Below are 25,988 nucleotides of genomic sequence, written 5' to 3'. Positions count from 1 at the left end.
TTTCCTGTCGCTTCTAAATCGATACTTACTGTACCTCCATCGGCAGCTTCTCTGATTACTCTAACAAAGTTGTCTGAGATATCTGAACAATCTAAATCATCTAGTGATGAAAGTGGCTCACCTACTTGATCTAATCCATTTCCTGGTACGCCTCTGTAAGACCATCCCCATATTTGGCATGTTCCTGCAGCTACTCCATTAAGATCAATACTATTTGTATTTACTACATTAAGAATAAGACCTGTAGCCTCATCTGTAATTACATATCTATAAGATAAGTTTTCTGCTCCTGGGTTTTCGTGTACTACTACGATAGGATCCATTTGTGTATCAAGACAGATAACAGCTTCTGTATCTCCGTTGAAACTTGTCGTTCCATTTGGATTTCCTGTTGCCTCTAAATCGATACTTACAGTACCTCCATTAGCAGCTTCTCTAACTACTGTAATAGCATTTTCTGAAATATCTGAACAATCTTGTGCATCAAGATCTGCTAATGGTCCTCCTATAAATCCTGCACCATTATCAGGTGTCCCTCTATATGACCAACCCCAAATCTGACATGTACCAATTCCTGCTCCATCAAGATCTATTTCATTAGATCCAAAAATAGCTAAGATGGTACTTTCATCACTATTATCTGTTACTACATAACGATATGATAATGTAGTTGCATCATTTTCGTGAATCACTACTAGAGGATCCATACGATCATCTACACAGATTACTGCACTTAATCCATCTTCACTGATAGATGTAGTACTATTTGGATTTCCTGTAGCTTCAATATCAATCTGTACAGTTCCTCCGTCTGCTACACAATTTAATGTAGTCGTTTGTGCTTCAGATGGTGTTGCAACACTTCCATCAGAGGCTAATACTCTTTGGTATAAAAGAGCGTTTACAGGCGCAGCTGCAATCGCATTAAATACTACTGAGTTTTCTACATTGTATTCTAAAGATGTTCCAACATTAGTATTAATTAATAGATCTGTAAAATCAGCATTTGTAGCAAGTTGATATGCATATACTACTAGGTCTCCATCTGGATCTGTTGTAGCATCCCAAGTAACAACATAAGGAGTTGCACTATCATCTATTAAATTTATGTTTCCGTTATCAGGAGAAGTAATTGTTGTGGCTAAAGGAAATGCATTATCATCTCTTAATACTTGACCACGTATCTCACCTGCTCCATTTTCTACAGTATGAATATTTACATAAAAACCTCCACTTAATAATGCTGCTTTTTGAACTGGAGTGATTGTAAATGTATTTTGAGCTGGAATAAAAATACCACCTCTTGCATCTGCATCGACAGTTGTGTTTAATATAATATCTACACCTCCTGTACTTGCAGCATCACCTAAATGTAAATGTGCTCCACCAGCAACGGCAGGTGATGAATCATAATCATTTGATAAATTACTGAATCCACCAGTTACTGTTAATTGATCACCAGTAAGTTCTAATTCAACATTTCCTACTCCAGTACTTACTACAGGCTGAGGTATTTCATTTTGTCCAGATAGATTTGCTCCAAAATAAGATTGAGCGAGTGGTAATACTTGACCTCTTAACTCTCCTCCTTGGAACGTTTCAGAATGAATATTTAAATAAAAACTTCTGTTAGCTCCTCTACTTAACAATACTTCTAACTGTGTATCGTTAATTGCAAATGTATTTTCACTTGGTCGGATAACAGCATTTCTGTTATCAGAAGCTACATCTGGAGTAATGATAAATTCAACAGGACCATTGATTCCTGCATGTGCCATGTGTAAATGAATTCCTCCAGCAGCTGGTAAGAATAAATCACCGCTTAAGTCATTAAATGTTCCTCCAACACTAAAACTTCCTTCTCCATTATATGTCACATAAATACGTCCGTCTGCTTCAGATGAGATAGAAGGTACTTCTTGAAACCCTGTTAACTCAGCTCTTAAAACAGAAGCAGAAATAGGTAATATTTGACCTCTTAATTCTCCAGCTGGAAAATTTACAGAGTGTATATTAATATAAAAACCATGCTCTTCAATAAGTGCTAATTGAGCTGCACTTAGTGTGAATGTATTATTTGCAGTTTCTATAATTGCACCCTGATTATCTCCATCATATGTCGGATTTAAAGGAAAAACTACAGCTCCATTACGTCCTGCAAAAGCTTCATGAATATGAGCTCCATTTGCTAAGTCTACTCTAATTTGACTAGATAAATTATCAAAAGAACCAGAAACAGTTAATTGATCTCCATTTAATTCAAATACTAAATTACCACCAGCTGTTGTATTAATAGAAGGTACTTCATTACTTCCTAATAATGCTGCTTGATAATATTGATCAGAGTTAGGCAAAAGTTGTCCTCTAAGTTCTCCTCCAGTAAATACACTAGAATGTATGTTTACATAAAACTCTCTTGCAATGATCGCTGTCATTTGATCATTTGTAAGTGTAAATGTATTATCGGCAGCTAGATATTGTCCAGCTGTATTTCCGTCACTTAGTACGGCTGTAAGTGGCAATTCTATACCTCCATTACGACCAGCAATAGCTCTATGTATATGATCTCCACCAGCAGCTGGTGTGTATAATTCACCACGTAATCCTTCAAAAGATCCAGAAACTACAAGTTGGTTCCCTGTAAGTGTCGCCTGTATTGATCCTGTTGCTGCTGTAAAAACTGCTGGATTTTCTTGTACTCCACTTAATAATGCAGTAAACTCTATTGTTGAAGCCCAAGCCATAGCACTACCTCCTATACTTGTCGTATAAGGTGATTGTCCGTCTACAAAGTTTGCAACATTATCCCAACGTCCAGCCGTTACTGCTTGACCAGAGCGATCTTGATTAGGACCACCCCATTGCATATAATCTACAAGTATAGTAGGACTTGAAGATCCAAAAGAGTTTGTACTAAACAATCCCAATCCACCAGCACCATCTGCATTTTCTCCCGTAATTAAAGGGAAATCAAAAGTTACAGATTCACTTGGACTAAGAGCATAGTCACCAGCTACAATACTAAGCGCACTTAACTGGCGGTATTGTCCTGGTCCTAGACATACCCAATAATTGGTTATATCAATGTTTGCATCTCCCAAATTAGTAACAGTGACATCATTTGTAGATGTGTCCACCGTTGTAAGACTGGGATCTGCTTGAGCGCTAACTTGCATGCCAAATAATAGCATTATAAGCCATAGACTCGCGTTAAATAATCTTTTTTTCATGACAGTAATTTTTTTAGTTTAATAATAAATAGTTTTGAAGTTTAATTAATAATAGATGCGTATTCTTCTTATATGTATTTGAGTTATTGATGAAGTAGTTAAATAACTGCCTAAGATCATAGCCAATCATTAGGCAGTTCCAACAAATCAACTTAACTAACGCAAACACTATAAATCTTTAATCACTTTACTTTTAGACATAGATTTAAAATTTGTAGCTTCTCTTACAAAAGCGATAATTAAAAACAAGGGGGTGAAAAGCTTTTTCATTTCTATATTTATTTTGTGATTTTGTTTCTTTTAAATTCTGGTACAAATAAACCACGAGAAGACACCTTTATACAACTAAACATGTGTGAAGTGGAAAAAACAACTTTAAAAAGGAAACGCCTTAAGCCCTACTATACATAGGGTGCCGATGATTACTTACTCATTAAATAAGGGAATCGTTGTGACAGTCACTAATACCAAGGATTGAATTAAAATAATAATGTTACTGTTTTAATCTCTTCTATTTCCGCTTTCGCGAAAGCAAAAAAAAGCACACTACCTTAAAAGTGAATATGAACAACTGATGTGGATTTGGAATACATTTCTTATACCATATCTATAAAAAATTTGTGTACAGAAATAGATACATACGTATATCATGCAAAAAAGGAGTATTATTTAAAATACTCCTTTTCTTATGGGTTTATAATCGTGCTATATCCTATTCTTATAACTGAATAAAGTAGGTAGCTTGGAAACCAAAATGAAGATTACCATTTCGGAAATTAAAATTATTTTCTGTTTTAATAATAAACTTATCCTCTACTACATTTCTAGCATTGGTGAGTTTAAATTGTAATAATAAATCGGATACTTCCCAATTTGCACCTAATGCAAATGCACCAAAAGTATCTATAAAATCTACAGGGTTTGCAACATAATAATATTCTGAAACTATAGAGAGATGGTTACTTACTTTATACCTTCCTCCAAATCCTAAAGAAAAATGATGAGGACTATTATCTTCTATAAGTTTATCCTCTGCTCTATACACATATGTTGGTGCTATTTGTAAAGAAAAGTTTCTAGAAATTTTTCTAGAAATCAATAACTGAGTTGTTGTTGCAAATTTATTTTCGGCAGAAATTTCAACCATCGTAGTCGGATCATCTTCTTCATATAATTTTCCCTTCAATGAAGATTTCCCTCTATAGACACCTCCTTGAAATAAGGTGATACTAAAAGGAAATTTATTTCCAGTATCTCTTTGATAAAACAAACGGTATTTTCCAAACACATCAACAGATCTGTATCCAGTTCCGTATCCTGTCCCTATGGTAAAGCGATCAGATATAGCATAATCTACTCCTATTCTACTATTCCATTTATCGGCGGCAAAAGATTGACTTTCTTCTTCTGGTGTATTCCAGAATCGATTTACTGTAGAGATCTCTAAAGCTCCTTTTTTACGTGTTTCGACAGAATGTCCTATAGAGATTCTAGTTCCTTTAAATGTCGCAATGGTATTTTGTTGTTGATCAATAGGCTCTGCCTCTAATACATCTAAAAGATCTTGCGCATGTATCACTTGAATCATGCTCAAAAACAAAATATAAAAAAAGAATTTATTTTTGATTTTCATGTGGCACGTATTGAAATTTGAATGAGATTTGAATATTCTTTGCAATATTAGGTGAAAGAATCGGAGGAACTTTAATGTCATAATCTTTAATTAAAACATTTAACATTCCACTGATCATATATCCATTATTTGTTTTTACAATAGTAGCTTTTATTTCTATCGGTTTGGTAATATTTCTAAGAGTAAACTCTCCTTTTATAATTCTGGTTTGCTCTCCTTCTAAATCAGCATCAAAATCAACAATATCTCCTTTAAAAGTTGCTTCTGGATATAAATCTGATTCTATATAACTCTCATTAAAATGTTCATACATTAATGACTTCTGAAATACAAATGATCTCATCAGTATCCGTACTGCTATTTCATTTGATGCAGAAGAAAGTAACGTTAAAACTTGATTATTTGTAGCTTCAATATTTTCTACAGAGGTATATGAAAAAAACGTGATTTCTCCTTGTCTTTCTATATATTGATCTTGTGCTTGCACAATTCCAATACTATACACCGATAATAATAATAGTAGTAGTTTATTCATTTACTTCTTCTAAAATGATGCAATTTAATAAGATTGCATCCATTAAAAAACCTTTAAGTATTCCTTTTACTTTTACTTCATCACCAACCTTTAGTAATTCTATTAAAGGTGTCTGATCTTTCTGCATTTCACATAAAACAAGTTTATCTATTTTATCTCCTCGTAAGAGTAATGAATATTTACCTCCTCTATAAGTAACCTGATAAAGCGTGCCTTTTATCTCCATGGCTTTCTCTATATATTTATCTAGAGACTCTTCTTTATCACTATTAAAATCTTTAAACAACTCATTTGTAGTAATACTAATTTCTGTTTTTGCTTTTCGTGTATCGATTCCCTTATGATTAAAAACATAGTATATACCTATTATACAAGCCATGCTTATTATAATAAATATACCAATTTTAATATATGAGTTCCTCTTCACAATTTTCTTTTAAGAAGTTGTTATCCTTAATAATTTAAGGTAACAAAATTACACACAACATCATTTCTATCACAAATGTAACTTTCCTAGTCTAGTATTGGCCTATCAATAGATCACAAAATTGCTGAAACGGAAAATTCATCATTAAAAAGGAATCTCAAAACTTCAAAAAACAGCTTCATCTATAGCAATGTCTTATTTTAGCTATACGTTAATTTAAACATTTGTAATGAAGTATCATTCTTATTATTTGTATACAGCAATAGCGCTTTCTGCATTATACATCGTAATGGCAATTATAGCGGCTCCATTTTTTACGCGTATAAGTATACAAAACTCATTGGCTAATGATATAGAGGCTGCAAAACAAGAAGCGCATATTATTGCCACAATGATTAGTAAACAACCTACTACTCAAAAAGAGAAAGCAAATCTCATTCAGACTATTAAAACGAGTATAGAATATACAAACACAAAAAATGTATTTAACTCTGTATTTGATTGGTCAGGAAGATTTATAAGTCATCCAGACCATAATAAAATAAATGAGCTTGCTCCACATGCCACTGAACTTATGGCTGGAGATAATAAAATTAATGAAGAAGAATTATACAAGATTATATTTAAAAAAGCAGACTCTCTCTCTTCTGAAATTATCCATCTATTACCTGTCAAAAATTCTGATATGATTGTAGCTAGTCATATAAATAAACAAAGAGTTATTGAACAAGCTAATAGTTTACGTAATAAAGTATACATCATTTTCTTAATTATAGGACTTGTTACTTTAATCTTCTTCCTAACGACTATACGTATTATAAGTAATTATTATGAAAAGAAACTTGAGCTCAAAAACACAAAACTAGAAGATGGAGTACTCAATTTATCTAAATTAAATGCGTCTTTAGAAAATTATCAAAAGAACTTGTCTGATTTTAAGCTTGAGCGAGAAGAAGAACAAAGAAAAGAGGAGGAGCAAGCAACAAATACTTCTTTTATAACTGAAGAAGAAAAAGCACCAAAAACAGCAACAAAACAGCGTATACTCACCTATGTTCGTAATGAACTACTACCTGTAGCTACAGAAGACATTTCTTATATCTATGTAGAGAACACCATTACATATGTTGTTCGTAAAGATGGAAAACGTTCTACCACAAGTGAGAGCTTGGATCTTATTTACTCGTATCTAGATGAAAAATCTTTCTTTAGGGCAAATAGACAAATTATTGTAGCTATTTCTGCCATTGATACCATTACAAAATTTGGCAATAGCAAACTTAAGATACAAGTGAATCCAGTTTCAGAAATAGATATCATTATAGGAAAAAATAAAGCAGCTGCTTTTAAACAGTGGCTAGACTTATAATACACTATTCTGTAATGTATTGTTATGTATGTTTTTATGCTTTCGCGAAAGCGTACTCATTCTCATAGTGATATATAGTTTCCTTTAAATACTATATGATAGAATATGGTCAATATCAAATATAAATATGTCATCTAAAGGAAATATCTCACTATTTTTATTCATTTTACTGAAAATAGTTATCTTCGGCAAATCGAAAAAAATGTAAACGATTCTATGCAGATTTTAGGCATTGACATAGGTGGGACAGGAATCAAAGGAGCTCCTGTAGATCTAGAAAAAGAAGATTATATAGGAGATCGATTTAGAATTCCTACTCCACAACCTGCTACTCCAGAAGCTGTCGCACAGTGTGTTCAGGAACTTATAGATCATTTTGATTGGAAAGGTCCTATAGGTGTTGGATTTCCTACTGTTATTATACAAGGCAAAGCAAAGGCATATGGTAATATGCACAAAAGCTGGCTTAATGTTCAAATTGATCAATTACTTGAAGAAAAAACGGGACTTCCGTGTACTGTCATAAATGATGCAGATGCTGCTGCTCTAGCAGAAATGCGTTTTGGTGCAGGTAAAGGGAAAAAAGGACTTGTTGCCGTAATTACAGTTGGAACTGGTATAGGAAGCGGTCTTTTTTACAATGGACAATTGATTCCTAATTTTGAATTAGGACGTATACAATATAAGAAAAAACATATCGAATTTTATGCTTCAAACGCAGCTAGAAAAAGAGAAGGTCTTTCTATTGAAGAATGGGCTGAGCGTTTTGATTTTTTCTTAAAACAAGTAGAACTTGTTTGTACTCCTGATTATTATATTATAGGTGGAGGTATTAGTAAGCATATTGATTCATTTAAGCATGTATTAACCACTAAGGTTCCTTTTGTTGCAGCTCAAACAAAAAACCATGCTGGACTCATAGGAGCTGCTTTTGCCGCTATGGAAGCTACAGATTCATAATACATACATTACCATAAAAAAAACAGCTTAGATATTTATTTTATCTAAGCTGTTTTTTTTTATATGGTTGTCTATTTTATACATTCATTGCTCTATGGCGTTCTCTTGCTAGTAATGTATTTTTAAGAAGCATGGCTATTGTCATAGGTCCTACACCTCCTGGAACTGGTGTAATATAGGATGCTTTTTTACTTACAGCTTCAAAATCTACATCACCAGTGATGTAATATCCACGTTCTCTAGTTTTATCCGGAACTCGCGAAATTCCCACGTCTATAATTACCACATCATCTTTTACCATTTCTGCTTTTAAGAATCCTGGGACTCCTAATGCTGTAATAATAATATCTGCTTGTGATGTAATTTGAGTAATATTTTTGGTATGACTATGTGTAAGAGTTACGGTAGAGTTTCCAGGGAATCCTTTACGTCCCATTAAGATACTCATAGGACGTCCTACAATATGACTACGGCCTATTACTACAGTATGTTTTCCTTTGGTCTCTACACTATAACGTTCTAATAGTTCTAAAATACCAAATGGAGTTGCAGGGATAAATGTACTCATATCCAATGCCATTTTCCCAAAATTCGTAGGATGGAATCCATCTACATCTTTATTTGGGTCTACAGCTAGTAATACTTTTTGTGTATCAATTTGTGGGGGTAATGGTAACTGTACAATAAATCCATCAATATTTGAGTCTGCATTAAGTTCTCTTATTTTATCTAGTAATTCGATTTCACTTGTTGTATTTGACATCTTCACAAGTGTAGATTCAAATCCGATACGTTCACAAGCTCTTACTTTACTACCTACATATGTAAGACTAGCGCCATCTTCACCAACTATGATTGCTGCTAGATGTGGTACTTTTTCTCCATTAGCTTTCATCTTATCAACTTCATTTTTGATTTCATTTTTGATTTCATTTGAAGTTTTCTTACCGTCAAGAATAGTCATAGTATGAGTTTTGTGGTTTGTATGATTTGAATATATTAATGAGAGTATTACTACTTCTGCATTCTGCTCATCGCCTGCATCATCTTACGGCCTCCACCCCCTTGCATCATTTTCATCATTTTACTCATTTGATTAAACTGCTTGAGTAATTGATTTACTTGTTGTACAGAAGTTCCAGACCCTTTTCCTATTCGCTTTTTACGACTTGAGTTAATTACAGATGGATTGGTACGCTCTTCTAATGTCATAGAATGAATGATGGCTTCTATATGCTTGAAAGCATCATCATCGATATCTACCCCTTTGAGCATTTTACCAGCTCCAGGAATCATACCCATAAGGTCTTTCATATTACCCATCTTCTTTACTTGCTGGATTTGCTTTAAGAAATCGTCAAAACCAAATTGATTCTTAGCAATTTTCTTTTGTAGTTTACGTGCTTCTTCTTCATCAAATTGTTCTTGAGCACGTTCTACAAGAGAAACCACATCTCCCATTCCTAAGATACGATCTGCCATACGAGAAGGATAGAATACATCTATCGCTTCCATTTTTTCTCCTGTTCCTATAAATTTAATAGGCTTATCTACTACCGATTTAATAGAAATCGCTGCTCCACCACGTGTATCTCCATCTAATTTTGTAAGGATAACTCCGTCAAAATTAAGGATATCATTAAAGGCTTTGGCTGTATTAACAGCATCTTGCCCAGTCATAGAATCTACAACAAATAATGTTTCTTGAGGTTGGATTGCTTTATGAATATTTGCAATCTCATCCATCATTTCAGTATCTACAGCAAGACGACCGGCTGTATCGACAATCACTACGTTGTGTCCGTTTGCTTTTGCAAAAGCGACACCTGCCTTAGCAATAGCTACTGGGTCTTGATTATCTCTATCTGAAAAGACATCTACTTTTATAGCTTCTCCCACAACATGCAATTGATCAATCGCAGCTGGACGATATACATCACAAGCAACTAGTAATGGGTTTTTAGATTTTTTAGTTTTAAGGAAATTTGCTAGTTTACCAGAAAAAGTCGTTTTACCAGAACCTTGAAGTCCTGACATTAAAATAACACTCGGGGTCCCAGAAAGGTTTATTCCCGAGGCATCACCACCCATAAGAGCTGTTAGTTCATCCTTTACAATCTTAACCATTAATTGGCCAGGTTGTAATGTAGTGAGTACATCTTCTCCTAATGCTTTATCTTTTACTCTATTTGTAAAATCTCTTGCAATTTTAAAATTTACATCGGCATCTATAAGTGCACGGCGTACTTCTTTAAGTGTCTCTGCAACATTTACTTCTGTAATACTACCATGACCTTTGAGGACGTGGAGGGCTTTATCTAACTTATCACTTAAATTATCAAACATATCTTAACTACTGAAAAATTTAATCTCGAAATTGATATCGAAGCTACAAATTTAATGATTTGAAGCGTATATACATAGTCGTATTACAGTATTATATACTTATGTTTTCCATTACTTATGAGCATTTCTATATAAAAAATGACCACACTATAAAAATAGTATGGTCATCTCTAAAATTTATATAAACAAGAAGGTTAAGAAACTATTCTTCGCATTCTATAGATAACAAGGTGATAAGTGTTGTTGTGAATTCCTGAGTATTAGGATCTTCTATACGCACATATACTTCTTGCATATCTGTTTCTATAGCTACATCAGATAGTATTGCATTCACATTTGTATCTGCATCTTCTTGTGTTTGATAAAATGTAATTTGCCAATCTATAGGATCTGGTAATTCTCCCATAGCATCTAGTTCCGGTTGCGGTGCAGCAATAATAACGATACACTCTTTATAATCATCTAAGATAAAAGATGACATTCCTGGGGAATCTTCAAGCTCACACTCTTCAAATGTCAATGTCGTACAATATGCACCTGATTCACATTCTTTCTCAAGAATAAAACGAGTTTCATCATCTATTTCTATATCTATTATAGCGTTATTTATAGCATTCACTTTCCAATCAAAATTCCAATCTTCTCCAACTACTTCCTCTGTATCTAAATTGATATTTATATGAAGTTCATCTTCTATAAAATAGAAAATCCAAGTACCATGATAAAGGTCTCCTCTATAAAAGAACTCAACAACACCAGCGTTAATAAGTTTAAATACAGCATCGGTATATGTACTAAATAAGACATCATCAGGGATTTGAACTTCCCATACACATTCCATAGCTGTAGCAGTCGAAGTTCCAATAATTGTTAATTGTTCTTCTTCTACACAGGCATCTATAGCCGCTCGTAATTCATCTTTATCTGCAATCTCAAAGCTAGTTCCATCTTCTAAAGTACTTGTAATAGGAAAACTAACATTGATAAATTGTCCATCCTCAACGGTTCCTAAAATATTACTAAATGCTTCATCACTACTCACTATTTGAGAAGATACTAATTCAATATCTTCATTATAAATAATGACTGTAAATGAATATATAAAATCAATACATGTAATATCTGTTGCACTAGGGTCATCTGTTGTAACTCTATCTAATAGAGAAAACAAATCTGAATCTTCGGCAATTAAATCTACTTCTGTTATTTGAAAAAGATCATCTAGATCTTCATCTCCACAACTTACTAAACAGAAAACAGCACATATTCCTAAAATGATATTTCTTAACTTCATAAAATGATGTATTACTTTAATTAATATACTACTATATCGCGTACTATTATAAAAGGTTGCGTCTAGAGATTAGAATATTTGTTTTAAAATAGGCATAAAAAAAGACTAACAAAATTGTTAGTCTTTTTTATATCTATATAATGATTTTATTATTATGCTTCTCTTCTTGCTTTACGAGCCTCTATTTTTTCCTTTACCATTTCTACAATAGTTCCTCCTACCCAATAAGGTATTACAAAAGTTAATAAGAATATCATTAACCAAAAGCCAATAGTTAATATAGTTAAGAAGGCTAAGAATCCTAAGTATTGATCAAAATCAAACATGAGTATTATGTGTTTTCAAATTTCTGGTCAAAGATACCGTATAATAATTTATTTTCACAATAGAAATTTCACATTTATTGACAGGTTATTGACAAGTAAATTGAAGGCGAAATTTGTAAATTTGCTAATCAAAAATAAATAGATCACAAATGGAATATAGAATTGAGAAAGATACGATGGGAGAAGTTCAAGTTCCCGCAGATAAATTATGGGGAGCCCAAACAGAAAGATCTCGCAATAATTTTAAAATAGGAGCTCCAGCTTCTATGCCTTTAGAAATTATATATGGGTTTGCTATTTTAAAAAAATCGGCTGCGTATACCAATTGTGAAATAGGAGGACTACCTATAGAAAAAAGAGATTTGATTGCACAAGTATGTGATGAAATATTAGAAGGTAAGCATGATGACCAATTTCCGCTTGTTATATGGCAAACAGGGTCTGGGACACAAAGCAATATGAATGTAAATGAAGTTATTGCAAATCGTGCTCATCAAATCGCTGGAAAAATAATTGGAGAAGGAGAAAAAACATTACAACCTAATGATGATGTAAATAAATCTCAATCTTCTAATGACACCTTTCCAACTGGAATGCATATTGCTGGGTATAAAAAAATAGTAGAGGTTACATTACCTGGTGTAAAAGCACTCCGAGATACTTTAAAATCAAAAGCTACAGATTTTAAAAAAGTTGTAAAAATAGGACGTACACACCTTATGGATGCCACTCCACTAACACTTGGACAGGAATTTTCTGGATATGTATCACAATTAGACCATGGGATTAAAGCCTTAGAAAACACACTAGAACATCTTGCCGAACTTGCCCTTGGAGGTACTGCAGTGGGAACTGGCTTAAATACTCCAAAAGGATATTCAAAACGCGTTTCTGAGTATATGGCACAATTTTCTGGATTACCTTTCCGTACAGCAGATAATAAATTTGAAGCATTGGCTGCGCATGATGCTATTGTAGAAACACATGGAGCTCTTAAACAACTTGCGGTTTCTCTTAATAAAATTGCAAATGACATACGCCTTATGGCATCTGGGCCGCGAAGTGGTATTGGAGAGATTACAATCCCAGCAAATGAACCTGGATCGTCTATCATGCCAGGTAAGGTTAATCCTACACAATGTGAAGCATTAACGATGGTATGTGCTCAGGTTATGGGTAATGACGTTGCCATTGGTGTAGGCGGTATGCAAGGTCATTATGAACTCAATGTTTTTAAACCTGTTATGGCTTCAAACTTATTGCAGTCTGCCCAACTCATAGGAGATGCATGCGTTTCATTTTCAGATCATTGTGCTTCTGGAATACAACCTAATGAAAAACGAATTAAAGAATTACTAAACAATTCTCTAATGCTTGTTACAGCACTTAATACAAAAATAGGATATTATAAAGCTGCCGAAATTGCAAATACAGCTCATACAAATGGAACTACACTAAGAGAAGAAGCTGTAAACCTAGGCTATGTAAGTGAATCTGAATTTGATGAATGGGTAAAACCTGAAGATATGGTAGGGGATTTTTAAAATTCCTACAAGAATTTATCAAAAACAGATAAAATACACAAAAACATCGATTAAATACTATTTTATCGTTATTATATAGTATATTAGCGGTTATTTAATCGATGTTAATGCGTTACGTATATTTTTTAATATGTTTTCTATCTACTTTTATAGGAAACTCTCAAGAACCTATATCCTATTATAAAGATGTAGGAGATACGATTCATGTATCCGACCTAAAGGATATCACATTTTCCAAAATAGATGATACAAATCTAGGTGCAGATAATGGTACTTATTGGTTTAAGATCGAACATAATAATCTATCTAGATCGATTATAGAATTACAAAGCCCTCATGCAGATCAAGTATCATTACACGATAGCACTAATAAAGAGATTTTTTTAATGGGAGATACACGGTATCCTTCATTTTTCATTACTAATAAAACAGTAACATACCCCCTTTACTTAAAAGCAAATTTCTCTCTTGAAGCAAACTTTCCTATTCATATTTTTTCGGAAAAAGAATTCTCTACAAATCAAAATAAAGGTCTTCTAGGTATTGGTTTTTTTTATGGAACAGCATTAGCTCTTTTATTAGCAACGCTTATATTTCTTATTATCACAAAAAATAGGCAATTCTTATTTTATGGAATATTAATTACCGCGATATGCATAACCGTAGTAACAAGAGATAACATATTATACTTCTTTAATGCCAAACCTAGAATTATAAGTAATATAGAATTATTTGGTCATTTTCTAGTTGGACTCTCTGCTACTGGGTATGTATTTCGGTATTTAAAAATCAAAAAAAACAAGCAACTTATACAATCTATATTTATAATCATTAGTAGCATTTCTGCTTTTTCATTATGTCTTTATTTAATCTTAAACACACATTGGAGTTTCTTATTGGCAGATTTTACAGCTGTACTAAGTGTTTTATTATTATGGTGTTTTACACTTTATTATACTAGGAATATCAATTTCTTATTGATTATGAGTATCATCTATATTATAGATATTACTGTGATGATAGATGCTTTTTTACTACACGGTCTAGGGATCAGTATTTTTAATCTATCCTCTTTCCATTTAAGCTTAATTTCTTTACTAAACTTTACATTTATTGCACTCTCTTTAATTTTTAGTTTTAGAAGAATACAAGGTAAAACAGTTATTATGAAGCATCAAATAAAGATGCATCTAGAACGACTTTCTCAGTTAGACAACTATAAAAATATACAAGATTCAAATGATCAATATATAGAGTCTCTTATTGGGCAATTCCAATTAGAAAACATAGAAGTAAAAGTACTTGATAGCATCTCTAGAGGGTTAACAAATGAGCGCATCGCATCAAAGCATAACCTATCTATAGAACGATTAAAAATAGTAACTTCAAGTCTATATGGTAAACTTGGTATTGAGTCTGATCAAGAAGCTACTGGTTTATTTACTTAAGATTTTTTATAATACTTTGCGTATTTCCAATACGAGAAAGCTCCTAAAAGAATAATAATCCCAACACTCATCGCAATCTTTTGGTTGGCAATAGCTCCTCCACTTTGATAGGCGTGTAATCCAGACAAATAGAAGTTAACACCAAAATACGTAAACAAGATACTTCCGAGTGCTATAATAGAACACAAGTTAAAGAACCATCTTCCTCGCAAACCTGGAATTAATCGCATATGGATTACAAAAGCATATACTATTAATGAGATAAGTGCCCAAGTCTCTTTAGGATCCCATCCCCAATAACGTCCCCAGCTTTCATTTGCCCATTGACCACCTAAGAAAGTTCCTATAGCGAGTAACACCATACCTACGGTAAGTGCCATCTCATTGATAACAGTAAGTTCTTTAATACTAAGATCCATCTTCTCTTTATTAGAATTTGTAGTAAAGATCATTAAGAATAAAGACACGATTCCTAAAATAGCTCCTAATGTAAAAGGTCCATAACTCGCAACAATAACTGCGGTATGAATCATTAGCCAATAACTATTAAGAACAGGCTGTAAATTTTCTATTTCTGGATTCATCCAGTTCATACTAGCTGCCCAAAGAATAAAACCTGCCACAAAAGCTGTACTAGCAACCGTAAGACTAGATCCTTTTTTTCCTATTAGAAAATCTCCTATAGAAACTACTGTAGCCCCTATAATTGCAAAAGGCAATAAGAGTTTGCTTGTCTTTTGTATAGAATATACCTTTTCTGTAAATACCCATTTCTGAATAGAAATAGCCAGTCCAAAAAACATAGTCGCCCAACCCACATATAACACAGATTCATACGCATTACTCCAAGGTGCATGACCAGATATATACCAACGCCATATCAATGCTCCAGTATGTAATAAAAATAAGACCATAATAATGGTTATTCCAACATTCACCATAAGCGACACAAATTTGTTAGGATTAAAAATTTGTGTAATCACAAAGATCATGGTAAATAAAGCTGCTAGCATATATAACCAGTACAATTTCTTAAACAAGTCATATTTATTATATAAAACCTCTGCATCTATTTTTTCTACAGAAGGCATAATATCTCCTCCAAGGCGTCTTTGGAATTTTTCAATTCCTTCTAATATCTTATCTGCGTCTGTATAATCTCCCGTCATTTTTGCTTTACGAAGACTTAGTAAATAAGCAGGGAATATCTGATATGCTATCACAGAATCTGTAGCACGATACCCTCCATCTCTTACTTCTATCGGAGATAACCATCTATTATTAGGATCATTAGGTATAGGAAGTATTCTTAAATTTGCCTTTGCTAGTGTTCTATCCAGAAGCCCTAGTCGAAGTGATACATCTCTAAATTCTTTATCTATAATACTCGGTGTTGCCTCACTAAATGCCTGTTGTAAATAAGGCTCTAATTTGTACTTCAAATCATTTGTAAAGAAATCAAACACTTTAAACCTACTTACATCACTAGGCACTCCTATGACATTACGTATACTATCGTTTCCTTTCTTGAGGTATAGAATATCTACATAATTCCATATTTGTGGATTTTCCATCATAGAGAGCAGGACTTGATCTGCATTCAGACCTGCATACGTATCTCTACGATTTAACTTACGTAATAACATACTCGCATAAGTATTGATTGGCATCATCCGTCCTCCGTCTTCTTGTACCACCATGCGTCCAAACTTAGCCGCATGTTCAAGAGATGCAGCATTTACAACAATAGCAGAGTCTATTTGAGTCTTTGTAGGCATCTCATTATTGACACTGGTATGGTCCAGATCATTATCAATAGGCAATACAGGAATAATAGGCTCCTCTTTTTGGACAGCTACAGACATCGTGTCTTGTATAACAACAGCAGATGTGTTAATCTCTTGTGCGTATGTTGTTTCCGCTTTCGCGAAAGCGAATAACAAAAGAAGAACAGGTATAGCTGCTTTCTTTGCTTTGATCTTATCTAGTCTTCTTTTAAGGTATCCAAAACGTGACCCACTATCAAAAAGAATAAGCATCATTCCTAAATACATTAAGAAATATCCAATATATGTTACCCAAGTTCCCCAAAAATCATGACTTACTGATAAAATTGTGGTACGTTCCTCATCTTTAAAACTTGCCTGAAAAAAACGATATCCTTGATGATCTAATACATGATTCATATAGATATCGTAATCAAAATTATCTTTATCCTCTACAATAATCTCACTCTTAAAGGAAGCATAACTACTTTGTGTGCCTGGATATTTCTCGGCTATAAAGTCTTTTAATCGTATAGAAAAAGGAAGCTCGATAGATTTACTTCCATAAGAAAGGTACATTTTGTATCCCCCTATTTCAATAAGTTTTTTGTCATTACTATATCCTTTTCCTCCTAGCAACCCTATTGTTTTGGTTTCTCCATTTGCTGTGATATCTACAAATAATCCATCTTGTTGATTCTTTTCCTTCACCTCTTTTGCGACAATACCTGTTCTCCCTTTTACTGCTTCATCTGGAATTACAAATAAAATACCTTGCAAATTATAAAGAGATCGTAGTTTTAATGGTTGCACACTATCTTTTACAAACTCAAAGTCAGCCTGTGTTGCCATGACCTTATATTCTCCATCAAAAGGAGATCGTATGGTATAATTATTTCCGTCGTATCCTATATTAATAGCCCCATCTGTAGGTTTATTAAACGCATATAAGACATTATGCATATTAACAAGTTCACCCTCTTTAATATAGTGTTCATGTCTTCCTCCGCCATCTCCAGTCTCTACAACCTTAAGATGGTATTCTCCAGCTTCATCTTCTATAAATCCATCTTCTGCACCATCTATAAATTTATTAAATGCTATCTTAATAGGGTCGCCATTAAAATCTGTTTCCCAAGTAAATGTATTGCTAAGACGTGGTGATAATAATAATTCTTTATCTAGACTTCTTCGCATTTCCTGCTCGTCTATCTGCCCATCTACGTATAATTCTAAATATGTTTTTTCACTTAAAAAAGTACTTTCAGAAGATCCTTCTGTAATAGGCATCACTCCTTCATAGCTTATATAACGTGTAATTCCTGCACCTATAAGAATAAATATAAACGAAACGTGAAAAATTAACGTGGTTATTTTTTCTTTTCGTAAAAGATTAAAACGAAAAATGTTTCCAATAAAGTTTATAACAAACATGATATGGATTAATGTAAACCACCAAGAGTTGTATACCCATACTCTAGAATAAGGTGTCGGAGAGGTTTCTTGTCCGCGGTCTAAAAAAGTACCTACCGCCATTGCGACAAAATAGGTTATAAAAAGTACTCCTAACAATCGAGTGGAGAACAAAAAATTTACAATTTTCTTTTGCATAGTGACGCTAAATTTACCGATTGCAAAGATAGCCCACAGAACGTTAATAACCTTGGATCAATTTCTGTTAAATTATTCAAAAAAAAAGCACTCAAATTTTCAAGTATTTTAGACCTATTAAACAACATTTTCAAATAAAAAGGACAATCTGAGGAAGTTAGCCTAAGCAGGTAACAAATTGTATCAAAGGCAGGACATCAACACAGGAAAAAGCACTATTTTTACCATGATGATTACTATAAATATTATCGGGACTGGAAATGTTGCTTGGCACTTGGCAAATCACTTGGCAAAGAATTCTGAATGTATACTACTTCAAATTGCTGGACGTTCCAAAGAAAAGCTAGAACGATTTAAACATCTTACCAAAGAAGTTGTAGTTATTCAAGAACTTAAGCAAGCTTCCATTACAATAATTGCGGTAGCAGATGACGCGATTACAAGAGTAGCTTCTCAAATCCCAGAAATGGACACGCTCATTGTTCATACCTCTGGTAGTGTTTCTATAGATCGTATCCCTCAAAAGCGCAAAGGTGTTTTTTATCCATTGCAGAGTTTTTCTAAACATGATCACGTAGATTTTTCTGCGATTCCTATTTGTATAGAAGCTTCTTATGAAGAGGATGTACAACGATTATACAATTTAGCAACACGATTTAGCACAAAAGTACATACGATAGATAGTCATCAACGCAAACAAGCACACCTTGCAGCAGTATTTGTCAATAATTTTACAAATCACTGTTATACCATTGCTCAGGAACTTTGCGAGAAAGACAATATTCCTTTTGAATTATTACATGCTTTACTAGAAAAAACAGCACAAAAAGCAATAGACCATGCTCCTAGTGATGTACAAACAGGGCCTGCAAAACGCAATGATAAAGAAGTTATCAAAGAGCATTTAGACATGCTTCAAGAAGAAGATCACAAATCAATATATAATACACTCACCGCATCGATTATATCACATTATGGAAAAAAGTTATAAAGAATACCTCCATCAGATTACTACATTTATTTTTGACGTAGACGGCGTTCTTACAGATGGTACACTTAAAATAACCTCCGATGGTCAAATGCATCGCGAGATGAATGTAAAAGACGGATATGCTTTAAAAACAGCACTTAATGAAGGATATAATGTATGTATTATCTCTGGTGGCACCGATGAAGGCGTCCGTATTCGTTTACAAGGACTTGGCATTACCAATATCCATTTGGGAGCACATCATAAAGTAACGCAGCTCGAAGCGTATATAAAAGCCAACAATCTCCAATCTGAGAACATTTTATATATGGGAGATGATTTACCAGATTACCCAGTAATGAACATGGTAGGCTTACCTGCTTGCCCTCAAGATGCTGTAAAGGAAATTAAAGAAGTGTCTAAATACATCTCACATAAAAATGGCGGAAAAGGGTGTGTACGTGATGTCATCGAGCAAGTACTTAAAGTACAAGGCAAATGGATGCGAGAGTTTGATGCAGGAGCACATTAGGGTTTAATTTTGAGGTAGAAAAATAGTTATATATGGTATCGTATGTAACATGATCTAATTAATTCTCTCCCCTTGGGAGACATCCCTGCAGGCAAAAGCAGGGATGTCCAAAGGACAGAGAGGGATTTCGCGAAAGCGAAAACCACCTAAAAAACAGCAGTATACGTTCCTAAAAAAACGTGTAATCCCCCATGCTGTGTAACAATTTGCGATTTTTGACACTAATAAATAAAGCTTTTAAAAAAGGAATTCCGTAAATCAATTTTTTTACCGAAATTGAACATCCAATTTAATTCAAATTAATTATGATTTGAAATGGACTTAAAACAATTTGAATTATAGAATACTCAGATGAAATAGAAAATGAAAGCATAGCCATAGCTACGGTTTTATTTTATGTTGAAATATGAGTGCAATAGAAACGAATTGTTACGTCTATTTTAAATTATCATTGATTTTATGTCCAACAATAAAAACTTGCCATACTTATGTCTGATGATTTTGACTTATTAGAAACCAATGACGCTTCCAAACAAGAATCCGAAAAGGTAGATGTTAACTGGGGTAAAGCTGTAGATACTATGAAATCTAAGCTTGCTCAGGAAGATGACCCAGAAATGCGTCAGAAAATACTAAATGCGACCTTGGATGATGTTGTAGGCATGGCAGAAAAAGACAGAACATCCCTTCTTGATGCCATCAAAGACCTTACTGACTACCAAGATGAGGTAGGAATCATTTTTGAGAAATTCTCTACTCTGAATGCCAATGAGCAAAAAGTAATAGATGATGCTCAAAAAGGGTTAGAGCGTGCAAAGATCGAACTTGAAGATGCAGAAAATGTAAAGGACAACTGGTGGAATAACCTTTGGGGACGTAAAGCAAAAATTCAAAAGAAAGTAGAAGAACTTGCTGCCAAACAAAAAATACGTGATGGGGCAGACATGAAGGCGAAGCAAATGTTCCAAGAACGTATTGAGTCGGCAGATATTCAAACACTACTCAATGAACTTTCTTATAAATCACAAGCAGCCGTAACACGTCTTAAAGATCGTGAGGTAGAGATTAAAGAAGTAGAAGACAAACTTCAAGTAGCTATTGTAGAGGCTAGCAAGAATCACAACAAAGCGCTTGAGAAGAAAAAAGAAACCGAAGACAAACTAGAAGAGCAATATGCACTGCTTAAACAAGCACGTCAAGCACTAGAAGAAGTAGCAGATAAGCAATCTACAGATTACTCTGAAGCGATTTCGAAGGTGACAATTATAGAGCAAAAAGTAGAAGAATTAGAAGGTCTTAAAAATGCATATACAACACTAGCTGCCAGTAAAGATAGTTTTGTACACAAGCATAACCTGACGATTAAAGTATTGACATCCCTACGTAGTAACCTACAAACGCACAGAGCAAAACTGAAAAGTGATACTGATGAACGTTTAAAGTACTATGATGGATATGTAGTAGCATTAAAAGCACGTACCGATCAAGAATTTGCTGCCATCCTAGAACACTTAGGTGTAAAAACAGATGAGCACATTGGACAGACACTTGCTTCTATGCATACCGCTAGTGCAAAAGCACGTCAGGAAATGATGGACAACATCCCAGTACATGAAAAAGTAATGCAAGGTGTGTATAGTAGTTATGCAGAGTCATTGCAAGAAATTCGGGAGAAGGATGCCAATATTCAGAAAGATTTTGCAAACCGTTATGGTATTGACATGAAAGAAATCTTTGAAGAGTATTATGCTTCAGACGGAGATGCACCTTCTGGTGATGATGGCGAACCTACTCCAGAAAAGAAAGATGATGCTGGCGATGATGATCTTTTAGGATAATCTGATTGTTGATTTTTGATTGTTGAACGTCTAAAACGATGTTAGGTGATTGAATGATTTTCGCTTTTCGCGAAAATAGTATCGAAATTACCAATTGTTGATTTCAAAAAGAGAAAAGAATATAGAAAATAGACGTAAGATAGGTGTCCTTGAAATCTTCAGTCATCTCGACAGCAAGAGAGATCGCACATACTATTCAGTTTATTTTAAAGCATAAAAGCACCTCGTATTAAAACCTCCCCTCTAGAAAGAGGGGATTGAGGGGTGTGTTTTTAAAGTTATTCCTACATTGTTTTAAAATGTATACGTTTTCGCGAAAGCGTATACTAAATACATCAAAGTAGAGTATCTATAAACATATTTTATACAAAACCATGGCGCATCATACTATTATATATGGTCACATTTGCGGTGCTTTTGGAAGAGCCGGCGACGATTATTATAAACTACACGAATTAAATAAGAGTATTATTAATTCACTGCCTGAAAATGACGATTCCGAATATCCTTGGATTAATAGAAGTATGTTCTCAATTCCAAACAAACAAGGAGTTTTCAGAGACCAAATTATCACCTTTGGTGCGAGTTATAAAACGTTAGAATATGAATGGCATATTTGGTTAGAAAAATTTGAAGCTATTTTAAAACAACTCTATTGGTATGATGCAACGATTCATGCTTCTTTTGAAGTCTTTGGAGATTACACCTATGAGTGGCTAATGAAAGTTGATCAAACCTATGATAATTGGTTTAAAGAGATTCCTGAGCCTTTAATAAACTGGGAGTATCAGAGTGATGGTCCAAGAACTTTTTTAGACAGACTACATAAAAAAATATATGAATAAAACACAACGTATAGGAATCGGGATAATGCTTATTGGAATAGCGACATCTTTTTTTACTGACAATAATATATTGACCACACTTTCTGGGGCTCTATGTGCAATTGGTTTGGGGTTTATTTTAAAATTCATCCCGTTTAAAAAACAAAAACTTAATTAATACAATAATTGATAAACAACACCAATAATATTTTACTTCTTACATGCCCATAAACGAAATCATAACACCACTAGACAGTGCTACTTTAGAAACCAAAGAGCAATACAAGGTGTATTTTAAAATTGTAAAACACGCTTTTGCAGAAATTGTCAAAGCCATTAAGGAAGAAAAAATATGTAGCCCATCTGAGACTACCTATGTAAAGCAGTATTGTGATTTATTGACCTATACACTCGAAGCTTTTAGAGTCAAATATCTTTTTGACGATGAAGAAAAAATGAAAGTCGATCTTACAGAATCTGGACTTCCTAACTATTCGGAGTTTCGATATCTTGTAAACGATATGGAACTTAAGAATGAATACATTCAAAAACTTCCTGAGGTAGAAACCTTAAAGGATGAGTTTCTAGAAATTCTTTTAAAGCACAAAGAACCTATTTCAGACAAGAAACTACATCAAGCCTCGTCTATTGTATACTACACCTCTGTTGAGAGTCAGTTCTTATTTAAAAGATACATCCAAGGAAAGGTGATTAAAACAGCTAGTTCATCTGAGACAGAGTATATGGTAAGTTGGGCGTTTTATGACGTAGGGCACAATAGACCCTTTATCTGTTTTATGTATTTTGATCTTTACAAAGTAGCTATGGAAAACTATATCGATGAGATTTATAAAGTCTTAGAAACTACAGCAGATCGTAGTATTACTCTTGATAGTATGGCATATGCTATCGATAAAAAATTAGTTAATGTATTACCTAAAAAAATTAAGAAAATAGACCTTGGTCCTATACATAGTGTTTTTGCAAAAGACGAATTGCAAGTTACGCATGCCATTTTACAATCTATTGTAGATAAAAGCCTAGACCTTTCTGCCTATGCAGTCTCATTATCTATTAATGAAACTGCATCAAAAGACAGCATGACAGAAGGAGGCTTTTTCAGTAAACAACACCTTCAAGTTTGGGAGAACAAAAGACCAGAAAACTATCTATTTACATCACACAGAGTGATGCAATTACTATATGATAAGATCCCTGATAAAGTCTACGGACTGACAAGAGATCCTATCGAAATTGCAACACTTAAATTATAATCTATGGAGCACAACACAACATTTCCTATAAAATTAACTGAACTTGCTACCCTTCGTGATGAAGCGACTTCCTACCTTAAAGGAGTACAATGGGAACAAGGAAGTAAAGCGCAACGCCGTGATAAGAATCAAAAGGATGAATCTATCTTATTATATTTATCTAAGGCAAATGGTTCTGGAGGCACCGATGTCACATCGGTTTCTAAAACGATTCTTGCGCTAAAAAAGCGACTCCTTCCCGACTCTGTTGCTATTCCGCTGCATCTTAATCAGGCATTATTTGCATTACAAGAAGGAATCACTATGGGAATCTGGTTGAAGGATAGTTACACAGATGCTTCTGGACTTTCTACACTTAATGAGCGTAGATCTTCACTAGATACTACAGGAAGACGTGAGTACGAATCAAAAATGCATACCGCTACCGCATTTATGCTACACGGGATTGCGTATAGAATATTATTTGACATTAAAGAAGCTGCTTCTGACGATCTCAGTGTCATGAAAAACAAATTTGCGGGTATTCCTGAGGTCTCTTTTTTGAGTCCGCTTAAGGGAATTTCTTGTATGCTTTTTTATTATGACAAATACCTAAGTCATCCAGATGTTATAAAATCTGATACTGATGTATTGGACTTTACGGTGGTTTTCTTTGAAGCCATCATTAGTGAGATACAGCAACGTATCGGTTCTTTAGAATATACAGATACGGTTACCGATAGAACGTATAAACTAGAAAAAAGCGAATTTGCAGTTTCTGGATGGGAAAACGTTTTTGAAGGAACTGCGGTAAGTGTTGAGTTTAATAAAATACAATTTGAAGAGATTGTAGGAAATCGTGATGCAAAACATTTTGCACGTCGTCTTACAGAACGGATGTTAAGTTATGATTTTGAAGCAAAGCAAAATCCGTTTCAAGAATTGGGTGGTTTTATGCCTGTCTTTATGGGATATGGAATCCCAGGAACAGGAAAATCCATGCTTATTGCGGCAATTGCTACACGATTAAAAGAACATTGTGATCATCTCGACATTCCGTTTTTATTTCATCCGATGCCAGATACGCTGATCTCTACTTTCCAAGGAGGATCTGCCGAAAAAATGGTACAATGGATGAAACCGATGCAAGATCCTTCAAAATTGATCTTTGCGCCTATCGATGATGCAGAGAATAATTTACAAGAGCGTACGGCACAAGGTGTATCTGCTGGAGTTAAAGAAGTGATTGGCGTATTTCTGAGATACACAGAAGGAGCCTATGCTATTAATTACGGAAATAGTTCTATCGGATTATTTACCAACCTTCCTGAAATGCTGGACAAAGCAGTCATCTCACGTGTGCAAGGTCGTTTTAAAATAGATGGAGCACGTACGATTCCTGATTTTATAGATCAAGATTACATCTGGTGGAACAAGTTAGAAAAGTCGATGCCTGACTTTGTAAATATGACTGATCCTGAAAAATATACTTTCTTAAGTGAACAAGGTCTTGCAAAGAATTTAGGAGAAATCCTCAACCAAAGTGAAAAGCCTACCGAAGCCAAAGTCCTAGAGATTTATGAGCGTGTAGCTTCCAAACATAAACATACAGAGCATTTATTTTTTGCTGAGTTGTATAAGCAGATTCAGAAAGCATTTCCGTTTTTCTCTTCGAGAGATATCCGTAATATTCAGAGTGCCATCTCGCTGCGTCTTACAGATTTTGATCTACCTGAGCAATGGTTTGATGATCCAACAGCGTATTTTAAAAAGGATTATGACAGTAAACTGGTGATGTTACAAGACTTGATGAAACAAAACATGCAAGGACTGAACTTCTCAGACATACGTCGCCAGGAAGTAGTGCGCTATCTAGATAATGTTGCTACCATTGCCGACACTGATTTTAAACGTAAAGTAGATAGTCGTATTCATGATATGAATGTACAACTGGAAGCGAGACGTCAGTTTGAAAGTGGGGAATAACTCAAAAAGAATAGAGAATAAAGAGGAGAGAGAAGAGAATATAGACTTTAAATAGTTCGCTTTCGCGAAAGCGTATCATGAATAACGATTGTTGAT

At 34.1% G+C, this 25,988-nt stretch carries 19 protein-coding genes; 10 read left to right on the top strand and 9 right to left on the bottom strand.

Going from position 1 to position 25,988, the window contains the following annotated elements:
* From ABJD27_RS19290 to ABJD27_RS19275, 4 genes are all read right to left on the bottom strand, one after another.
* Positions 1–3,230 (bottom strand): CHRD domain-containing protein (locus ABJD27_RS19290; RefSeq protein ID WP_348202087.1); only part of this gene is annotated, 3,230 nt, incomplete at its 3' end.
* Positions 3,231–3,948: 718 nt separating this feature from the next.
* A complete protein-coding gene (locus ABJD27_RS19285; protein WP_348171747.1) occupies positions 3,949–4,863 on the bottom strand; it encodes a DUF5777 family beta-barrel protein in 915 nt (304 codons plus the stop codon).
* Positions 4,847–5,398: a YceI family protein gene (locus ABJD27_RS19280; RefSeq protein WP_348171750.1), complete on the bottom strand. Its 552-nt coding sequence runs from the start codon at positions 5,396–5,398 to the stop codon at positions 4,847–4,849. The genes ABJD27_RS19285 and ABJD27_RS19280 overlap by 17 nt, the downstream gene beginning before the upstream one ends.
* On the bottom strand, positions 5,391–5,777 hold the full coding sequence (locus tag ABJD27_RS19275) for a hypothetical protein (protein WP_348171753.1): 387 nt from the start codon (positions 5,775–5,777) through the stop codon (positions 5,391–5,393). The genes ABJD27_RS19280 and ABJD27_RS19275 overlap by 8 nt, the downstream gene beginning before the upstream one ends.
* Before the next feature lie 277 nt (positions 5,778–6,054).
* On the opposite strand from ABJD27_RS19275, the gene ABJD27_RS19270 reads away from it, so the two are divergent.
* Positions 6,055–7,194 carry a LytTR family DNA-binding domain-containing protein gene (locus tag ABJD27_RS19270; RefSeq protein WP_348171756.1) on the top strand — a complete coding sequence of 380 codons (1,140 nt, stop codon included), beginning with the start codon at positions 6,055–6,057 and terminating at the stop codon, positions 7,192–7,194.
* 216 nt (positions 7,195–7,410) lie between these two features.
* Positions 7,411–8,154 (top strand): polyphosphate--glucose phosphotransferase, encoded by a 744-nt coding sequence (gene ppgK, locus ABJD27_RS19265; RefSeq protein WP_348171758.1) that lies wholly within the window; start codon positions 7,411–7,413, stop codon positions 8,152–8,154.
* A 76-nt stretch (positions 8,155–8,230) separates the two neighbouring features.
* On the opposite strand, the gene ABJD27_RS19260 is transcribed toward ppgK, so the two are convergent.
* The 4 genes from ABJD27_RS19260 to ABJD27_RS19245 form a co-directional block, all read right to left on the bottom strand.
* Complete coding sequence (locus tag ABJD27_RS19260; protein WP_348171760.1) at positions 8,231–9,118, bottom strand: bifunctional 5,10-methylenetetrahydrofolate dehydrogenase/5,10-methenyltetrahydrofolate cyclohydrolase; 888 nt, start codon at positions 9,116–9,118, stop codon at positions 8,231–8,233.
* A 50-nt stretch (positions 9,119–9,168) separates the two neighbouring features.
* The gene (gene ffh, locus ABJD27_RS19255; protein WP_348171762.1) at positions 9,169–10,500 is read right to left on the bottom strand and encodes a signal recognition particle protein; all 1,332 of its coding nucleotides are present in this window, start codon (positions 10,498–10,500) and stop codon (positions 9,169–9,171) included.
* A gap of 202 nt (positions 10,501–10,702) precedes the next feature.
* Complete coding sequence (locus ABJD27_RS19250; protein ID WP_348171765.1) at positions 10,703–11,794, bottom strand: hypothetical protein; 1,092 nt, start codon at positions 11,792–11,794, stop codon at positions 10,703–10,705.
* Between the two features lie 152 nt (positions 11,795–11,946).
* On the bottom strand, positions 11,947–12,120 hold the full coding sequence (locus tag ABJD27_RS19245; RefSeq protein ID WP_348171768.1) for a hypothetical protein: 174 nt from the start codon (positions 12,118–12,120) through the stop codon (positions 11,947–11,949).
* 149 nt (positions 12,121–12,269) lie between these two features.
* On the opposite strand from ABJD27_RS19245, the gene fumC reads away from it, so the two are divergent.
* A complete protein-coding gene (gene fumC / locus ABJD27_RS19240) occupies positions 12,270–13,664 on the top strand; it encodes a class II fumarate hydratase (RefSeq protein ID WP_348171771.1) in 1,395 nt (464 codons plus the stop codon).
* 107 nt (positions 13,665–13,771) lie between these two features.
* Entirely contained in the window at positions 13,772–15,112 is a 1,341-nt protein-coding gene (locus ABJD27_RS19235; RefSeq protein ID WP_348171774.1) for a hypothetical protein, read from the top strand.
* Here ABJD27_RS19235 and ccsA read toward each other — a convergent pair.
* The gene (gene ccsA / locus ABJD27_RS19230) at positions 15,109–18,489 is read right to left on the bottom strand and encodes a cytochrome c biogenesis protein CcsA (protein ID WP_348171776.1); all 3,381 of its coding nucleotides are present in this window, start codon (positions 18,487–18,489) and stop codon (positions 15,109–15,111) included. The two genes, ABJD27_RS19235 and ccsA, sit on opposite strands and share 4 nt — an antisense overlap.
* A 226-nt stretch (positions 18,490–18,715) precedes the next feature.
* Here ccsA and ABJD27_RS19225 point away from each other — a divergent pair, with 226 nt between their 5' ends.
* From ABJD27_RS19225 to ABJD27_RS19200, 6 genes are all read left to right on the top strand, one after another.
* Positions 18,716–19,480 (top strand): DUF2520 domain-containing protein, encoded by a 765-nt coding sequence (locus tag ABJD27_RS19225; RefSeq protein WP_348171779.1) that lies wholly within the window; start codon positions 18,716–18,718, stop codon positions 19,478–19,480.
* Positions 19,464–19,991: an HAD-IIIA family hydrolase gene (locus ABJD27_RS19220; RefSeq protein WP_348171782.1), complete on the top strand. Its 528-nt coding sequence runs from the start codon at positions 19,464–19,466 to the stop codon at positions 19,989–19,991. The genes ABJD27_RS19225 and ABJD27_RS19220 overlap by 17 nt, the downstream gene beginning before the upstream one ends.
* A 488-nt stretch (positions 19,992–20,479) precedes the next feature.
* Positions 20,480–21,829 carry a microtubule-binding protein gene (locus tag ABJD27_RS19215; RefSeq protein WP_348171785.1) on the top strand — a complete coding sequence of 450 codons (1,350 nt, stop codon included), beginning with the start codon at positions 20,480–20,482 and terminating at the stop codon, positions 21,827–21,829.
* A gap of 374 nt (positions 21,830–22,203) precedes the next feature.
* The gene (locus tag ABJD27_RS19210; protein WP_348171788.1) at positions 22,204–22,674 is read left to right on the top strand and encodes a hypothetical protein; all 471 of its coding nucleotides are present in this window, start codon (positions 22,204–22,206) and stop codon (positions 22,672–22,674) included.
* A 200-nt stretch (positions 22,675–22,874) separates the two neighbouring features.
* Entirely contained in the window at positions 22,875–23,927 is a 1,053-nt protein-coding gene (locus tag ABJD27_RS19205; RefSeq protein WP_348171791.1) for a hypothetical protein, read from the top strand.
* Positions 23,928–23,930: 3 nt separating this feature from the next.
* A complete protein-coding gene (locus ABJD27_RS19200) occupies positions 23,931–25,892 on the top strand; it encodes an AAA family ATPase (protein ID WP_348171794.1) in 1,962 nt (653 codons plus the stop codon).
* Positions 25,893–25,988: the final 96 nt, after the last annotated feature.

Source organism: Dokdonia sp. (assembly GCF_039945015.1).
Classification (GTDB): domain Bacteria; phylum Bacteroidota; class Bacteroidia; order Flavobacteriales; family Flavobacteriaceae; genus Dokdonia.
Note: the sequence above shows the minus strand (reverse complement) of the source record. Positions and strands in the feature narration are given on the sequence as shown.